16 protein-coding genes are annotated in these 15,757 nt (G+C 39.6%); 2 read left to right on the top strand and 14 right to left on the bottom strand.

Annotated features, from left to right (window positions below; translation table 11 throughout):
- Position 1 precedes the first annotated feature (1 nt).
- The 3 genes from qoxC to qoxA are packed head-to-tail and all read right to left on the bottom strand — an operon-like array spanning position 2 to position 3,536.
- Complete coding sequence (qoxC, locus tag JFU24_RS27270; RefSeq protein WP_056520798.1) at positions 2-598, bottom strand: cytochrome aa3 quinol oxidase subunit III; 597 nt, start codon at positions 596-598, stop codon at positions 2-4.
- Positions 589-2,544 carry a cytochrome aa3 quinol oxidase subunit I gene (gene qoxB, locus JFU24_RS27265; RefSeq protein ID WP_201250760.1) on the bottom strand — a complete coding sequence of 652 codons (1,956 nt, stop codon included), beginning with the start codon at positions 2,542-2,544 and terminating at the stop codon, positions 589-591. Before qoxB ends, qoxC begins: the two co-directional genes overlap by 10 nt.
- A gap of 50 nt (positions 2,545-2,594) precedes the next feature.
- Complete coding sequence (qoxA, locus tag JFU24_RS27260) at positions 2,595-3,536, bottom strand: cytochrome aa3 quinol oxidase subunit II (protein ID WP_201250759.1); 942 nt, start codon at positions 3,534-3,536, stop codon at positions 2,595-2,597.
- A gap of 104 nt (positions 3,537-3,640) precedes the next feature.
- Here qoxA and JFU24_RS27255 point away from each other — a divergent pair, with 104 nt between their 5' ends.
- Entirely contained in the window at positions 3,641-3,790 is a 150-nt protein-coding gene (locus JFU24_RS27255) for a hypothetical protein (RefSeq protein WP_201223972.1), read from the top strand.
- Between the two features lie 112 nt (positions 3,791-3,902).
- Here the strand turns inward: JFU24_RS27255 and JFU24_RS27250 are convergent, their stop codons facing one another.
- From JFU24_RS27250 to JFU24_RS27200, 11 genes are all read right to left on the bottom strand, one after another.
- A complete protein-coding gene (locus JFU24_RS27250) occupies positions 3,903-4,184 on the bottom strand; it encodes a YokU family protein (RefSeq protein ID WP_201223970.1) in 282 nt (93 codons plus the stop codon).
- A 1-nt stretch (position 4,185) separates the two neighbouring features.
- Positions 4,186-5,589 (bottom strand): lysine 2,3-aminomutase, encoded by a 1,404-nt coding sequence (kamA, locus tag JFU24_RS27245; protein ID WP_201250758.1) that lies wholly within the window; start codon positions 5,587-5,589, stop codon positions 4,186-4,188.
- A 119-nt stretch (positions 5,590-5,708) separates the two neighbouring features.
- Complete coding sequence (locus JFU24_RS27240; protein WP_201250757.1) at positions 5,709-7,091, bottom strand: sigma-54 interaction domain-containing protein; 1,383 nt, start codon at positions 7,089-7,091, stop codon at positions 5,709-5,711.
- Positions 7,092-7,175: 84 nt separating this feature from the next.
- A complete protein-coding gene (gene ablB, locus JFU24_RS27235; protein WP_201250756.1) occupies positions 7,176-8,024 on the bottom strand; it encodes a putative beta-lysine N-acetyltransferase in 849 nt (282 codons plus the stop codon).
- A gap of 80 nt (positions 8,025-8,104) precedes the next feature.
- A complete protein-coding gene (locus JFU24_RS27230) occupies positions 8,105-9,370 on the bottom strand; it encodes a peptidase (RefSeq protein ID WP_057216796.1) in 1,266 nt (421 codons plus the stop codon).
- A 17-nt stretch (positions 9,371-9,387) separates the two neighbouring features.
- Positions 9,388-10,053: a 3-oxoacid CoA-transferase subunit B gene (locus JFU24_RS27225; protein WP_201250755.1), complete on the bottom strand. Its 666-nt coding sequence runs from the start codon at positions 10,051-10,053 to the stop codon at positions 9,388-9,390.
- Entirely contained in the window at positions 10,020-10,733 is a 714-nt protein-coding gene (locus tag JFU24_RS27220; protein ID WP_201223959.1) for a CoA transferase subunit A, read from the bottom strand. Before JFU24_RS27220 ends, JFU24_RS27225 begins: the two co-directional genes overlap by 34 nt.
- A gap of 17 nt (positions 10,734-10,750) precedes the next feature.
- Positions 10,751-12,103, bottom strand: coding sequence for an aspartate aminotransferase family protein (locus tag JFU24_RS27215; RefSeq protein WP_201250754.1), 1,353 nt, complete (start codon positions 12,101-12,103; stop codon positions 10,751-10,753).
- Positions 12,104-12,302: 199 nt separating this feature from the next.
- Positions 12,303-12,632: a hypothetical protein gene (locus JFU24_RS27210; RefSeq protein ID WP_057216807.1), complete on the bottom strand. Its 330-nt coding sequence runs from the start codon at positions 12,630-12,632 to the stop codon at positions 12,303-12,305.
- A 261-nt stretch (positions 12,633-12,893) separates the two neighbouring features.
- Positions 12,894-13,868 carry a S66 family peptidase gene (locus tag JFU24_RS27205; RefSeq protein WP_201185426.1) on the bottom strand — a complete coding sequence of 325 codons (975 nt, stop codon included), beginning with the start codon at positions 13,866-13,868 and terminating at the stop codon, positions 12,894-12,896.
- A gap of 329 nt (positions 13,869-14,197) precedes the next feature.
- Positions 14,198-14,338: a YjcZ family sporulation protein gene (locus JFU24_RS27200; protein WP_082527402.1), complete on the bottom strand. Its 141-nt coding sequence runs from the start codon at positions 14,336-14,338 to the stop codon at positions 14,198-14,200.
- Between the two features lie 314 nt (positions 14,339-14,652).
- Here JFU24_RS27200 and JFU24_RS27195 point away from each other — a divergent pair, with 314 nt between their 5' ends.
- On the top strand, positions 14,653-15,753 hold the full coding sequence (locus JFU24_RS27195; RefSeq protein ID WP_201250753.1) for an SGNH/GDSL hydrolase family protein: 1,101 nt from the start codon (positions 14,653-14,655) through the stop codon (positions 15,751-15,753).
- Positions 15,754-15,757 lie beyond the last annotated feature (4 nt).

The raw sequence follows: 15,757 nt of genomic DNA, 5'->3' as shown, positions 1-15,757 counted from the left end.
TTTATGTCATTCCTTTCATGTAGATAAAGGTGAAGATGAAGATCCAAACGATATCTAAGAAATGCCAGTAAAGAGAGAAAATGAAGGATTTATTGGCTGTTTCAGGTGTCAACCCGCGTTTTTTCACTTGAAGGATAATAAATAACCCCCAGAAAAGTCCTAATGTAACATGTGCTCCATGTGTCCCTAATGTTGTAAAGAGCATCGAAGTAAATGCACTAGTTTGCAGTGTAGCTCCTTCGTGATAATAGGTAATGAACTCAGTAATTTCAAATCCTAAGAATCCTAATCCTAGAAGGAGAGTGATTACGAAGAATGTCAACATGGCTTTCTTGTTGCCAAGTCGCATGGCATGAATTCCAAGCCCGATGACAAAACTGCTTGTTAAGAGCAAGAATGTTTCAGCAAGTACTGGAGTGATTTCAAAAATTTCTGCTCCAGTAGGACCGTTACCCGTACGATCAACTAATGTAAAATATGATGCAAAGAGTGTTGCAAAAAGCATAATTTCTGCTCCAAGGAAAATCCAGAAGCCTAAAATATTTAGACGATTTTGTTCCGTACTATATTCAAGAGGTTGCGAGTGATCTATTTCCATTTATTAACACCCCCGAATTTTGCTTCTGTCTCTTTAATTTCTTCTACAGGAATGTAATGCCCATAATCTATTTCGAATGAACGATGAGCCATGCAAACAAAGATACCGATTAACCCAATAATCGCAAGAAACCAGATGCTGAATACTAACGCAAATCCAAAGACAAAGAAGATACAGGACATGATAAACGGTACGCCGCTGTTATTGGGCATATGAATTTTTTCATAGTCACCCTTGAATAATTCATGACCTTTATATTTAGCATCCCAAAACGTTTCCCTTGAGTTCACTTGTGGAATAATAGCAAAGTTATATTCTGGTACTGGATTATGAGTAGCCCATTCAAGGGAACGTGCATCCCACGGATCATCACTAACATCTCTTGGAGCATGGCGAATGCTATAGTAAATCGTATATACGATTAATACAAAGCTAATTGCCATTAGAGTTGCCCCGATAAACGAAATCATATTCAATGGTCCAAATCCAGTCGATTCAGAGTATGTGTATATACGACGTGCTTGACCATCTAAACCAGTGATATACATAGGGAAGAATGCTAAGCAAAAACCAATGGTTAGAAACCAGAACGCCCATTTCCCAATCCTTTCATTCAACATGAAACCAAACATTTTCGGCCAGTAGTAAGTTCCGGCACCAAGCACAGCAAATACTACACCCGGAATGATGACATTGTGGAAGTGAGCTACTAAAAACATTGTATTATGGTATTGATAATCCGCCGCTGACATCGCAAGCATAACCCCGGTAACTCCACCGATTGTGAAAAGAGGTATGAAACCTATTGAATAAAGCATAGGTACGGTAAATCTGATTCTACCTTTCCACATCGTGAACAACCAGTTAAAGATCTTGATTCCAGTCGGAATAGCAATTACCATCGTTGTAATCGAGAAAATACTATTAACATATGCTGCTTGCCCCATTGTAAAGAAATGGTGCGTCCAAACGAAGAATGAATATATAGAGATAAATACCATTGAAGCAACCATTGATCGATAGCCATATAGGTTACGTCGTGAAAAGGTTGGGATAATCTCACTAAAAAGACCAAATGCAGGCAAGATTAAGATATATACTTCAGGATGTCCCCAAACCCAGAACAGGTTAGCCCAAAGCATATCCATACCGCCCTCAGTCATTGTGAAAAACTTGGTTGCGAATAGTCGATCCATTGTTCCCATGATCAGCGCCACTGTTAATACAGGGAATGCGAAAATGATAATAATGCTTGTGACTAAAGCAGACCATGTAAACATTGGCATTTTCATTAATGTCATACCGGGTGCTCTCATTTTAAGAATAGTCGTCAAAAAGTTAATCCCCGTCATTAATGTACCTATTCCGGCTATCTGAATACCAATCATATAATAATTCGTTCCAACATGTGGGCTAAATTCATTACCTGCAAGCGGGAAATAAGATGACCACCCTGCATCAGGCGAACCACCAATTACAAAAGAGATGTTGAATAGCATCGCACCCATAAAAAATAACCAGAAACTTATGGCATTTAGACGTGGGAATGCTACATCTCGGGCTCCAATTTGTAATGGCACGACGAAATTCATTAAGGCCATAATGTACGGCATCGCCATAAAGATAATCATCACAACCCCGTGTGTTGAAAAAATTTCATTATAGTGCTGTGAATCTAATAATTTGTTATCCGGTACGGCAAGTTGCGCACGCATCATCACAGCATCTACCCCACCACGAAATAGCATCAACAAAGCAGATATTAGATACATAATACCTATTCTTTTATGATCGACTGTTGTTAACCAGCCACTCCATAAATAAAACCATTTTTTAAAGTGGGTTAAACCAACAATGATCAAGAGAACAGTAACACCAATGGCCACCATTGATGAGTAAATGACGGGACTAGGATTAGGTATAAGAAATCTAGAGAAAAAACCCATACTTTTGTGTTTCCTTTCTGAAAATATTTTTCTTGAGATAGACTAAGAAATTATTCATGATTGTGTGCTGATTTTTCTTTACTATTACTTGACTTATGATCATGCTCCATATGTTCACCTTTTGAATTCGTGTTAGAGTCACTTGAGCCATGATGATGTCCAGCATTTTCACCTTCTGGAGCTGATGAGAAGTCTAAATGAGTTCCAGTAAACGTTAACTGTCCCTCATGACCCGGCTTTAATAATTCCTTGAATCTTACTTCAGTAATAGGTTTCGCAGTTTCTTTAACTTCCTTTACCCATTCATCAAACTTATCTTGAGACATCGCTTCGACGTGAAACGTATTTTCAGCGAATCCTTTCCCACTAAAGTTTGCATTTCGTCCCATCATTTCCCCTGATTCGTCCGCTGCTAAGTGTAATGTGGTCACCATGTTAGACATGGCATATTTTTGACCGCCAAGTTGTGGAATCCAGAAACTCGTGATAGGCCCGAATGAATAAAGTTTAAATTCAAGTGGTCGATTTGTTGGAATATACAAGTAGTTTACTGTCTCGATATCGTTTTCTGGATAACTAAAATGCCACTTCCAGTCAGATGACGAAGCGTAAATAACTAATGGATCTTGACCTTTGTACCCTTCCGGAGTGGCTTCCACTTTATTGTTGGAAATTACAGAAACAACGGAGAAGAAAATGACGATTAAAATTGGCACCCCAACAATAATCGTTTCAACAACATGATTCCCTTCAATGTAGGGTGGTTCATATTCTTTAGGTAGTTTAGAGTCACGGTATTTCGTTAACACAAAGACTAAAATAGCACAAACAACAATAACAATAACCGCCATGATCGCAATTGATAGCCAAATCACATTGGCTTGCGTTTGGGCTTGAGGTCCTTTAGGATCTAAGACCGCTAATGATTCACATCCAGAAAGCACATTGACTATGGTAGAAAGAATGGCTAATAGAACCCATTTTGTTTTCATATATGTATCCTTTCTTTTAAGATTTCATTTCTAAGTTATCCCAAAAAATGTTTATTAAGAATGGTAATTTCTCACAATCACATTTATAGGCGGGATGAATATGAATGAATTCATTTGGGGAATGTTCAGAGAAACAGGTAATCCAAATACCTATTTGCTATGAAAAGGAATTTGAATATGTGAGGAGATACTGCATGGATTTTTTTATTCCTATTGGTCAAAGTAAGGGTAGTGAAGATGAAAATTTAAAATGAGGCCGCTACTAATGCCTTCACCGTTCGAGATGTACACCCTATAGACCACACCGCCGGGCGCACAGAAAAACCTCACCCAAAAAAGTAGATGAGGCAACTTCTAATCATTTTGTTATTTCCCAAAATCAAAGTAATTCCGCTTCAATAATCTCTTCATCTTCAATAACTCATCATACTTGGTCTGTTTTGCAAGCTGTTTCGAATCAATTAAAAATAGCTGATCTTCAATTCCTTTTACAATTTCATCACTCTGAAAAAGAGCTTTACAATTCTCACAATGGGAAGAAGGAGTTTCAGTAATTTCAACGGCTCGCGTTCCATCTGGTAATTCCCAATAGACCGTACCAGTTACCGGTGTAAGTTTTCCTATCTCACACCATGGACAAGTTTCCATGCTATTCTTCCCCCTTTGGAGTGCTCTTTTTTTGCTGTGCCTGGAATTTCTTTTCTTTTAACTGATCTCGCTTTTCACGTTGATTTTTTAATGAAGCATGCTCCGGGTTGGTAACGTAATTTTCACGGCGATTCATTCGTTTCAGCCCTTCAGGCACTAAATTAAATTGCTTGTCATTCATCAAACCAGCTATTCCTATATCTGACCGTTTTTCTTCCATATCAGGATATATGCCTTTGAAATAATCATCTGCAAGTCCTGGTGTGTAATGCTCAGGTTCGGGATAAGTGGTAATTACTCCTTCAAAATTACGTAGCACTGTTTTTGTCGGTGATTGTGAAAGGATATAGTTCGGTTGTAATGTAATTTTCCCTCCACCCCCTGGTGCATCTACAACGAAAGTCGGGACAGCATATCCAGACGTATGACCGCGTAAGCCTTCAATAATTTCAATCCCCTTAGATATCGGGGCTCGGAAATGACCAATTCCTTCGGATAGGTCGCACTGATAAATGTAGTAAGGACGGACACGAATCTTAACGAGGTCGTGCATCAGCTTTTTCATGATCTCAACACTATCATTTATACCGGCTAGAATAACAGCCTGGTTGCCTACCGGTACACCTGCATCTGCTAGCATCTCACACGCTTTCTTTGATTCTTCGGTAATTTCTATAGATGTATTGAAGTGCGTATTTAACCAAATTGGATGATACTTTTTTAAAATTGCACACAAATTTTCTGTGATTCGTTGAGGGAATACAACTGGAGCTCTCGTACCTATCCTGATTATTTCAACGTGGGGGATTTCCCTTAAGTTTTTTAAAATATATTCCAGGATGGTGTCATTAATCAATAATCCGTCACCGCCGGAAATAAGAACATCTCGGACTGCTGGTGTATCACGAATATAGCCGATTGCAGCGTCTAATTGTTTTTTTGGTACTCCCATACCTATTTGTCCTGAAAAGCGTCTTCTCGTACAATAGCGGCAGTACATGGAGCACTGATTCGTGACCAAAAAAAGGACGCGATCAGGATATCTGTGAGTCAATCCCGGTACTGGTGAATCTTCATCTTCATGAAGCGGGTCCTCCATGTCATATTTGGTTTTATGCATTTCTTCTGAGATTGGGACAGATTGCATTCTGATTGGACACCTTGGGTCATCCTTATTCATCAACGAAGCATAATAGGGGGTAATATTTAATGGGATGGTTTTCGTAGAGATCCTGACACCTTCCTCTTCATCAGGAGTCAAGTCTATAACTTTTTTCAAATCCTCCACAGTTCGGATAGTATTCGTAAGCTGCCACAGCCAGTTGTTCCATTGTTCATCGGTTACATCTTTCCATAGCTCTATATCTTTCCAATTACGCTCGGGCTTATATAAGTCAAATAACATGGTAATACCTCCTGAGTCTTGATAGTAGTATTTAATGCAAGAAGGATGCCAAAATTAACCAAAAATACATATGCCCATAAAAAAATCCGGATTACATGGTCCATCCGAATTTTAAACATTCAAGTATGTTTTTTCATTTTATATTGCAGGGTCTGCCGTGGAATCTTCAATAGCTTCGAGGCCTGAAAGACATTGCCTCCTGTTTGAAGAAGAGCCTCGGTGATCAATTTCGTCTCCATTTCCATCATTGCCTGACGCAGTGGAAGTATTTTTTCTTTTGAAGTGGGACGTTTTTTTAAAAACTGCGGCAAATCTTCAAGTGTTAATATATCTTTTTCTGTATGATTCATCATGAATTCAATCGTATGCTTAAGCTCTCTAACATTCCCTGGCCAATGATAATTCTGTAAGAAAACCTTTGTCTTCTCATCAATTCCCTCTATGGAAAGTCCTAATTTCTTGTTATAGAATAAAATAAAATGATTAGTAAGGAATAATATATCTTCAGGGCGCTCTCTTAGCGGAGGCAGCTCATAGCTTAATACATGTAATCGGTAAAATAAATCTGCTCGTAACTTGTTTTCCGTAACGGCTTTTTTCGGATCTATATTCATCGCTGCCATAATTCTTACATCCACTTGGACATTCTTTGCGGCACCTATCCTCCTAATAAACCCATCTTCAAGCACCCGCAGCAACTTTGCCTGCAGGTCAATCGGCATCGATTGTAATTCATCCAAAAACAAGGTGCCACCATTGGCCAATTCAAATAAGCCCTGGCGATCCACTGCACCTGTGTAACTGCCTTTAGCGGTACCGAATAAAAGAGATTCTAATAAATTTTCTGGTAAGGCCGCACAATTTTGTGCGATGAACGGTTCTTTTCGGCGGTTAGAATCCTTATGGATACTTTGAACAAAAAGTTCTTTTCCTACACCGCTTTCTCCATAAACTAATACAGAGGAAGAGGAACGGGCAGCCTTTTTCCCTAGTGAAATTATGTTTCTGAATTCAGTATCACTGGTTAAAATATCGTTAAACGTATATAAATTACCATTCACTTCCGCTTTTTTTTCAGGACCTTTCATTGTCTTGAGCGAGCTTTCCAGGTCAGCTAACCGTTCAGATAACTGCTTCAAACTCGAATAATCCTTCGCTATTTCTATGGCACCAACTATAAACCCATCTACATAAATGGGGAGCGTTGTATTTAACGTTTCAATGATCCTACCATGTGCATTTACATACGATTGACTGTAATTATAAATGGGCTTTTCAGACTTAATAACTCTCAGTAATGTAGAAGATTTGTGATTTAACGAAGGGAAGGCTTCAAGTAATGGTTTCCCGAGTACTTCCCCTACTTTCATTCCATCATGATTGGCTGCCACTCCATTATAAAAGATGGTTTGTCCCTTTGGATCAATCACATGAATGCCCTCATCAATGGTTTCAAGTATCGCTTCTAATACTTCACTTGTATTAAAAAATTCACTAGGCAAGGTCCACCTCCTCTAATACGTCCTTACTTAATATATATGAGGAAATGCCAAAAACTTGTCATAAACCTGCCTGAAAATGAGCACTCATGTATAATTTTTCACCCACAGATTCATGTCCTCAAGTTTATCGAAGATGTAACAGTTATTGGCTAATCGCCCGCGGTATGCGTAATCATGCTGGTGCAGGGCCGCATTCATACCGAATGACAGTGATCGGGCAATGGAATAGATACAATAAATTTCATGTGAGACAAGGTGGTCTTCAAGTTTAGCGATCAAATGCTTCATTAAGCCGTACTGCCGGTGTTCGGGCAGTGTCGCACAATCAGTGATTTCAGCGTTATGGTAGAAGGCATCGATTTCTGCTGAGGCAGCACTAACGATTTTATCATTATGGGCGTAAATATAAAAAACTGTTCCGCTTTTCATGCACTTTTTCACATATTCCGGATCATTCATCGGAGTGGGGTATATTTCAAACACCTTTCCATACAATTGTGCCAGCTGAATAGCATCGGATTCATCTGTTTTACGACATTGGTAGTCTGCTGGCGGAGCATCTAAAGCGGCTTTTAACGGGAGAGTCTGTACACCGGCAAGGATTTGATCCTCCTTTTCCCAGTTTTCACTGTTTCTACGTTCATTCTTGTTATATTTAACAAGGAAGAAGCAATCGCTTCCTAAAAAGTACTTATCTATACTTCCTTCATATAAAAAGCCTTGAACTAGTAATTCTTGAACGTTTTCCTTTCGTGTCTTAAAAATGATTTTCTCTGCTGATATGTTCTCAGCCACCTTCAAAGATTCTTCTACGCAATCTTGAAAGTGACCGAGATAATCTTCCACCCGGACCCGCTTATTAAACCGGTCGATTGTAATATGTAATGTACAACGCGGTTTTTGAATTCTTTTTTCAATAATTCCTGTCTCCATCTAACTTGCTCCTTTCCTATCAATCTAATTATTGTAACAAAAGGCCTGACCCTATGAGAATCAGACCCGAGAGAAACTTATTATTGCTCTTCCACTCCACACCATTCGATTATAGTTAAAGCGATGATTTTTGCCACGTCCATCATTTTATCCACTTCTATATATTCATTAGAATCATGAGCCAACTTCGTTTCCCCCGGTCCGAAAACAACTACAGGAGTCGATCCCACTGATGAAAGATACCCTCCATCCGTCGCCCAGGGGGAGGCTTCAACAAGCGGCTGTTCACCCATCACCTTTTCATAGTACGCACCTAGTGTTTTCATCAATGGATGCTCAAGTTCGAGACTGCCAGGCAACCATCTAGCCCCAAACCATTCTAATTCAATGGGCTTCTCTTTGAACCATGCATCAGTCTGGTTTAAAGCCTCAATACACTGCATCAGCGAGCGTTGTGCCGCTTCCATTGTTTCCGTGGGGGCAATCCCAAACCGGCCTTCTAGTACGGCTGTATCCGGAACAGAAGAAGGCCAATTCCCACTTTGAATACTCCCAATATTAATCGGAATTGGAATTGTTACATTTTTATAGAGAGAATGACGAAGTGACTCGTTTCGTTCTTGTTCAAGCTTCTTGATTTCTAGCATTACACTAATTGCTTTATCTATTGCACTTACCCCTTCATATCTTGTACCTCCATGTGCCGACTTACCTTTGACTATAAGCCGAAACCACATCGATCCTTGTTGAAGTGGAAATAGTTTCATATTAGTTGGCTCAGGAATGATTGCCCCATCAGCCCGGTATCCTCGCAAGACTGCCGCAAGTGTACCTGCACCTCCGCTTTCTTCTTCAATCACACTTTGGAAAATAACATCCCCCTTCAATTGTATACCAGATTCAATAATTGCCTCGAGTGCTAATAATAAAGAAACATTGCCACCTTTCATATCAGTCGTTCCACGCCCAAACACTTTTCCGTCTTTTGCCATGCCGCTATATGGGTCATCGTGCCAAGCAGTATGATCTCCCTCGGGAACCACATCAATATGACCATTTAAAATAAGAGATTTGCCGTTGCCGATTCCTCTTTTAATCGCAACAAGGTTGGGGTTTCCTTTAAAATCTTTACGATCACAGTAAAAATGGGGATGATTTCTTAATTTTTCATCCCCAATCTCCCATAAATCTATTTCGAGACCAAGCTGTCTGCACTTTTCAACTACAATTGCTTGCGCACTCCCCTCTTGGCCTCGCTTGCTCGGTTCCTGTACCAGTTTTTGTAACAGCCTAATTCCATTCGTTCGATGTTCATTCAACCAAGTGCTGATTTTCTCTTCATACATATCACCATTCTCCTCTCTCATTCTTTTAAAATATGGATATTTTTAGAGACTGTAAACGAGGCTTCGGTTTGATTCCTGATTTCCTCGATACTAGAATTTTCAAATAAATCAGTTAATAAGAGGCCTTCGGGCGTCACAGAAAATACGCCAAGCTCCGTGATAATCATATGTACGCATTCTTTAGCCGTTAATGGTAACGTACATTCTTTTACTAATTTAGACATGCCTATTTTATCAGTATGCTCCATTAATACGATGACCTTTTTGGCCTTTGCCGCAAGTTCCATCGCCCCACCCATCCCTGGTACTCTTTTTCCTGGCACATTCCAATTAGCCAAGTCGCCTAATTCGCTTACTTGAAGTGCTCCAAGAATCGTGATATCCACCCTGCCCCGGCGTATCATTCCAAATGCGATCGTACTGTCACAGTATGAAGCTCCTTCTCTAATGGTAATGGGAAGACCTCCAGCATTACAGAGATGCGGATCTTCCTTCCCCTTTTTTGGAGAACTTCCCATTCCAACAAGCCCATTTTCAGCATGAAACATAACTCGATGATCATTCAAAAGATGATTCGGCACAAGGGATGGTATGCCAATTCCCAAATTGACCAGCATGCCATTGCTTATTTCTGCTGCGGCTCGTTTCGCTAATCGATTTCTGACTTTGGTTCCCAAACCCATTTCCAATCGACTCCTTTTGATGGAATGATATAATCCACAAATGCACCCGGAACAATAATGTCTTCCGGATTCAAAGCGCCAAGTGGGACGATTTGCACTGCCTCGACTATGGTGATTTGTCCGGCAGTTGCTACGAGCGGATTCGTATTCCGAGCACTTTTATCAAATATTAGATTTCCATAAGGATCTGCCTTTTCTGCATAAACAATTGCGATATCTGCAGTCAACGCAGGTTCCACTAGATAATTTTTCTCACCCAGCCTTATGGTTTGTTTTCCGTCACGGACTATATCGACGTCCAGGCCAATGTCGGTCAATATCCCACCAAGACCCATCCCACCTGCCCGGATGCGTTCGACAAGCGTCCCTTGCGGTGAGAACTCTACTTCCAGCTCACCATTGTTCATAAATAGGCCCGCATTTGGGTTAGAACCAATATGAGAAACGATGATTTTTTTCGCACGCCGCTGTGTGACCAGTTTCCCGACCCCTATTTCTGGAAAACCAGTGTCATTTCCGATTAAGGTTAAATTTTTAATACCTGATTCCAAAATTAAATTGATCAATCCCGGCGGGGTACCGATGCCACCGAACCCTCCAAAAAGAATAGACTGATTATCTTTAAAGAGATGTAGAACATCCTCAAAACGGCAAATTTTCTGAAATGAATTTTCTAACATACTAACTCACTTCCTTGTTAGGATGACAGATGACCCGGTAGGATCTGCTCATTAAATTGTCGGAGTGTTATATCGAGCCTCATTAACAATTCTGCACACTCATCATCCGAAATCGTTAAAGGAGGAGATATGATAATTGCAGCCCCGGTTACACCATCTAGACCCGCTGCTGCAGGGTACAATAGGATTCCATTTTTCATTCCCAATTTAATGATTTCATTAGTCACGTCGACAACCTTTGGAAGCGGAGACTTTGTCGATTTATCCTGGACAAATTCCATACCAATCAATAAACCCCTTCCACGGATGTCTCCGATAAAGGAATACTTCTCTCCTAACCTCTTCAGTCCTCTAATTAAGTTTTTCCCTCTGTCGGCTGATTTTTCAACGAGATTGTTTTTTTCTACATATTCTAACACCGCTAACGATACCGCACATGATAATGGATTGGCGCTAAGTGTATGCCCTCCGATAATCGACTGAGAGCCACTCATGATTGGCTCCATCACTTTTCTCGTCATTACAGCGGCAGCTATAGGAGTATACCCCCCACTCATTCCCTTTCCGAATGTTACGATATCAGGTTCTACATCCCAATATTCGGAAGCAAGCATCTTACCGGTCCGACCGAATCCAGTCATAACTTCATCGGCAATGAATAAAATGTCATGTTCTTCACAAATTTTCTTGAGTTTTTTAAAATAACCATCCGGTGGAACAATAGCTCCCCCGGCTGCGCCAATGACAGGCTCAGCAATAAAAGCGGCAATATTGTCACCACCAATGCGTCTAATTGTTGCTTCCAATTCCTTAGCACAGGCCATTCCGCACGTATGGGGATCAAGTTGAAGTGGGCAGCGGTAGCAATATGGAGGAGAAACGGAAGGATATGATTCAAGCATAGCGGTAAACCGTTCACGGCGAATAGGGTGGCCCGACATCGACAGAGCCCCCATCGTGATGCCGTGGTAGCTCATCCATCTGGATATAATTTTATGTTTCTTAGGTTTCCCTTTTTCCTGCCAGTGCTGAATGGCAATTTTCAAGGCAGTTTCGGTCGCTTCGGATCCGCTATTTACAAAAAAGCTATAATTCAGTTCCCCTTTTGTTAGTTCAGCAATTTTTTTGGCGAGTTTCTCCGCTGGTTCACTCGTAAACTGTGAACGATACACAAATGAAACCTGATTAGCCTGTTTTTTCATCGCATCAATAATTTCCTGAACACCATGACCGATGTTAGCAGTAACAGCACCGGATGAAGCATCCAGGTAGTTCTTTCCTTCTTTATCGTATAAAAATACTCCCTCACCATGACTGATAGTCGGGTAGGCTCCTCCTAGGACCGGCTTGATCAATGAAGACTGCTCCATATGCCCACACTCTCCTTCTCTGGAAACAAACTAGCATTATAGTAAAGTGTATGTCCTGATTCAGGGAATCTTGCTAAGGAAATTGACCTAAGCTTGTAAACATCAAAAAATTCTTTTAGATTTTTGAGATGGGTCATTATAAGGAGTGACTTAATAGGGTACAAAAAAAAAGTGTATCCACAAGAGATACACTTTTTTCTTACAATGCGCTATTTAGCTTTTCTTGACGAATTGACTCTAAAAAATTTTCATCCTTTAAAACAGCCAGCACATTTTTATAAAAAGCAGTTTTATCAATAACTGAGGTATGTACATATTCATACTCTTTTAAAGATGGATGACGCAAAACATGTTTCATGCATGAATGACAAACTTTTTTAGTACCTAACTTATAGTAGTTCAAGTTACTTGCATCCCCATTTGAAGTGTCTTCGTTACAAACGAAACAAGTATGGCTTACACGGCCTTTTTTATTATATTCGGCCAAAGCCCCTTCTAAACGGATGGATGCGGGAATTGTTAATAACACATAATCACCTTTTCTATTTTAAATCTCTTAGTATTATATCAGAAAAACATAGAATTTGAACAATTAGCCTCATATTCCCTAATAATGCTTGTAAAATAATAAGATATTCAGCGCTGACAAGAGGTATTACTCCTAAAATCAACCAGAAAACATAGCTTCAGGCAAGTAGAAATATATTCATAATATAGGGAATTACCAGACCACATCCAAAATAACTTAAAACACCGTCCACTTTTGAACGGCGTCTTATCTCTAGTTTTTTTATGAAAGGACATTAACAGTTACTTTTCCGTTTTTCACATTCATCACTGCTTTTGCACCTACCGGGACCGTTACAAATGGATGAACATGTCCAAAGTTAGCATTCGCGATGACAGGTATACCATTTATTTCTTTCTTTGTTGAAATAATTTCCTGCAACGCATAATCAGTCATCCCGGATTCCTTTTGGAAACGGCCTATGACAATTCCTTTTATTCCGCTTGCATCTGGCAATTGAAGCAATGACTGTAAATCTCGGTCAAAACTGAATGGATGGCTTTCTTCATCATCTTCTATAAACAGGATACTATCCTTTAAAGAAGGCATATACTCTGTACCCTGTAAAAGATTGATTGTACAAAGGTTGCCTCCAATGATTGTCCCTGTCGCTTCCCCTTCCTGAATGACCATATATCCTGAATTTGTATGGAAAGTGCGATCATCCTGTTCTAAATGCCATGAATCATCACTCCACGTTTCACTTGGTTCAAGATAAAAGTCATCAACCTGGAGAACTGCTTTTTTAAAGTATTCCATTGTATATTCCAGCCCAGCCTTCATGCCGAACGTCGAGAAATGAGGACCAGGGTATGTAGTTAAGCCTGTTTTTTTATAAATTGCCAATAAGATAGCCGTTATATCACTATATCCCATCAACACTTTTGGATTTTCTTTAATCAAATCGTAGTCAATATATCGTAGTAATTGGTTGGCATTATAACCGCCAATAGCCGTAAAGATTCCCTTTACATTTGGGTCCCGAAACGCATCATGTAAATCCTCAATTCGATCTTCAATTGAATTCGAGAAAAAGTCGTCATGGACCAAAGCCGTATTGCCATATGTCACTTTAAATCCAAGCTCCATTAATCTTTCTTCTGCCAGCCTGCGTTGTTCCCCTTTGACAATCGCCAGACTTCTCGAAGGTGCAATAATCCGGATTTCATCGCCAGCTTTTAAACGAGAAGGTTTCATATCTTTTTTTCCCCCTAAAATAATTATATCTTTCGTTATTTTAGCAGATATGCTGAATAAAGAAAAACTAGGACACTTAAGAACATGCATTCGTATTATTTCATAGTTTATTCCAAAGAAAAATAACTAGGATTCCTGGTTATTTTCTTTCACCAGCTAAAAACCGGTTCTTCGATATTTTTCAGTTGGTTTTTTTCGATAATTTTACGGGCAATCCAGCCCCCCAGACACTGGTCTGAGAAAGTAAGTATTTAAATAGGATTTATTCCTTTAAATTACTAACATAAAGAAAAGACCAGCATTTACTGGTCTTTTAGTTTTTTCTTTTGTTAGCAACAGAATGAAGCACCGATGATAATCAGCAGAATGAACAATACAACGATTAACGCGAAACCTGAACCAAAACCGCAACCGCCACCGCAGCCACCACCATAACCATATCCTCCGCCATATCCACCATATCCGTACATTAAGTTTCACTCCTTCTTGATTTCTGATTTCTCTTTACACCTTACCATATGTCATTAAGCCCGCCTTGGTCTGTGCATTAGCCTATTTTTCTAGATTTAAGAAAAAACTTTCCAATTATTGCTTTCATCTTTATAAATCATATTAGGTGAACAGCTAAGGGCAACCGCGAAAAATGTCAAAAAATCGCCTAGTACTTATTGTGTAAGTTTCAAATTGGGATATAATAAGGAAAAAACCATTCTTAGCCTCTTTAAGTCTTTAAGCTATCTCTTACCTATTTAGATAAATAAAATGTTAATTCGGGGGAACTACATTGAAAAAGAACGCAAAACCCTTCATCCCTTTCGCTGCAATTGCCACGATTCTTCTTATCAGCTATATCCTTCAAAAAGTTCCTAAAACCTATGGATCAGATGATTCATTAAATGTTTATCAAAAATTTCAATCCGGCCAGCCGATTCAATACCTTGTTGTTGGTGACAGTATTGGAAGAGGCTCTGGAGCCGAAAATCCTAATTTAACATGGTTCAAACAGCTAGAAAACAAGATGAATGACGTCAACGATATTCCTTTTCACGGGGATTATGTGGTCCAAAGCGGCTCCACTGCTTTTGAAGGCCTCTTTAAGCTCTCCCAAAGAAAGAAACATGACCATAAAGATTTAATTTTTATCGTATTCGGCGAGAATGACCGCAAATACATGAAGGTAGACGATTTCATCATGACGTATGAGGCGTTAATCAGGAAGGCGAAGCGTCTCCATCCTAATGCAGAAATGTTTACAATAACGGAAAGCAGCTTGAAATATGAGGAATTTGCATCAGCTATCGAACTATTATCTAAACATTATGGGGCTACTAATGTAGATATGCGGCCAATTTTTCAGACTTCAGGCTATACTGAAAAACAGCTGACTAAAGACTTAATACATCCAAATGGACTAGGCTATCAATTTTATGCTAATGCAATTTATGAACAATTTCTTGATAATTTAAAACAGGAGAAGCCAATAGCAAGCCTTCCCTCCAAGCTTCACGCCGGTTCTGAATTAGATTTATCAGAAGTTGACAACTATGAAAAGATGATCGGTTTCCGTCCAAGAGGAGACTACTTTACAAGTAATGCAAAAGGGAGCCTGATTGAATACAATTTCAAAGGGAGTATTCTTGGTGTGAAACTACTTAGAAGCCCTGATGGCGGGGAAGTGGCTGTAATTATCGATGGAAATAATATCACATCTTTAAATACATGGTGGCCCTTTGCACGAGAAAGATATTTGTTTATCACCAATGGACTTTCTCCCGGTTCACACACGGTCCGTTTTGAAGTAACCGGAAGAACAATGGCAAGCGATCCGACCGCATTACCATATGTACGTATATCATCGATCATCACCGATGATATAAACCACTAGTAAA

Source organism: Peribacillus sp. TH27, from assembly GCF_016650915.1.
Taxonomy (GTDB): Bacteria; Bacillota; Bacilli; order Bacillales; family DSM-1321; genus Peribacillus; species Peribacillus butanolivorans.
Note: the sequence above shows the minus strand (reverse complement) of the source record. Positions and strands in the feature narration are given on the sequence as shown.

What these genes read in the sequence shown, in the direction of transcription:
- qoxC (WP_056520798.1), bottom strand. Translation starts at nt 598, where the DNA reads ATGGAAATAGATCACTCGCAACCTCTTGAATATAGTACGGAACAAAAT.
- qoxB (WP_201250760.1), bottom strand. Translation starts at nt 2,544, where the DNA reads ATGGGTTTTTTCTCTAGATTTCTTATACCTAATCCTAGTCCCGTCATT.
- qoxA (WP_201250759.1), bottom strand. Translation starts at nt 3,536, where the DNA reads ATGAAAACAAAATGGGTTCTATTAGCCATTCTTTCTACCATAGTCAAT.
- JFU24_RS27255 (WP_201223972.1), top strand. Translation starts at nt 3,641, where the DNA reads ATGAATTCATTTGGGGAATGTTCAGAGAAACAGGTAATCCAAATACCT.
- JFU24_RS27250 (WP_201223970.1), bottom strand. Translation starts at nt 4,184, where the DNA reads ATGGAAACTTGTCCATGGTGTGAGATAGGAAAACTTACACCGGTAACT.
- kamA (WP_201250758.1), bottom strand. Translation starts at nt 5,589, where the DNA reads ATGTTATTTGACTTATATAAGCCCGAGCGTAATTGGAAAGATATAGAG.
- ablB (WP_201250756.1), bottom strand. Translation starts at nt 8,024, where the DNA reads ATGGAGACAGGAATTATTGAAAAAAGAATTCAAAAACCGCGTTGTACA.
- JFU24_RS27230 (WP_057216796.1), bottom strand. Translation starts at nt 9,370, where the DNA reads ATGTATGAAGAGAAAATCAGCACTTGGTTGAATGAACATCGAACGAAT.
- JFU24_RS27225 (WP_201250755.1), bottom strand. Translation starts at nt 10,053, where the DNA reads ATGGGTTTGGGAACCAAAGTCAGAAATCGATTAGCGAAACGAGCCGCA.
- JFU24_RS27220 (WP_201223959.1), bottom strand. Translation starts at nt 10,733, where the DNA reads ATGTTAGAAAATTCATTTCAGAAAATTTGCCGTTTTGAGGATGTTCTA.
- JFU24_RS27215 (WP_201250754.1), bottom strand. Translation starts at nt 12,103, where the DNA reads ATGGAGCAGTCTTCATTGATCAAGCCGGTCCTAGGAGGAGCCTACCCG.
- JFU24_RS27205 (WP_201185426.1), bottom strand. Translation starts at nt 13,868, where the DNA reads ATGAAACCTTCTCGTTTAAAAGCTGGCGATGAAATCCGGATTATTGCA.
- JFU24_RS27200 (WP_082527402.1), bottom strand. Translation starts at nt 14,338, where the DNA reads ATGTACGGATATGGTGGATATGGCGGAGGATATGGTTATGGTGGTGGC.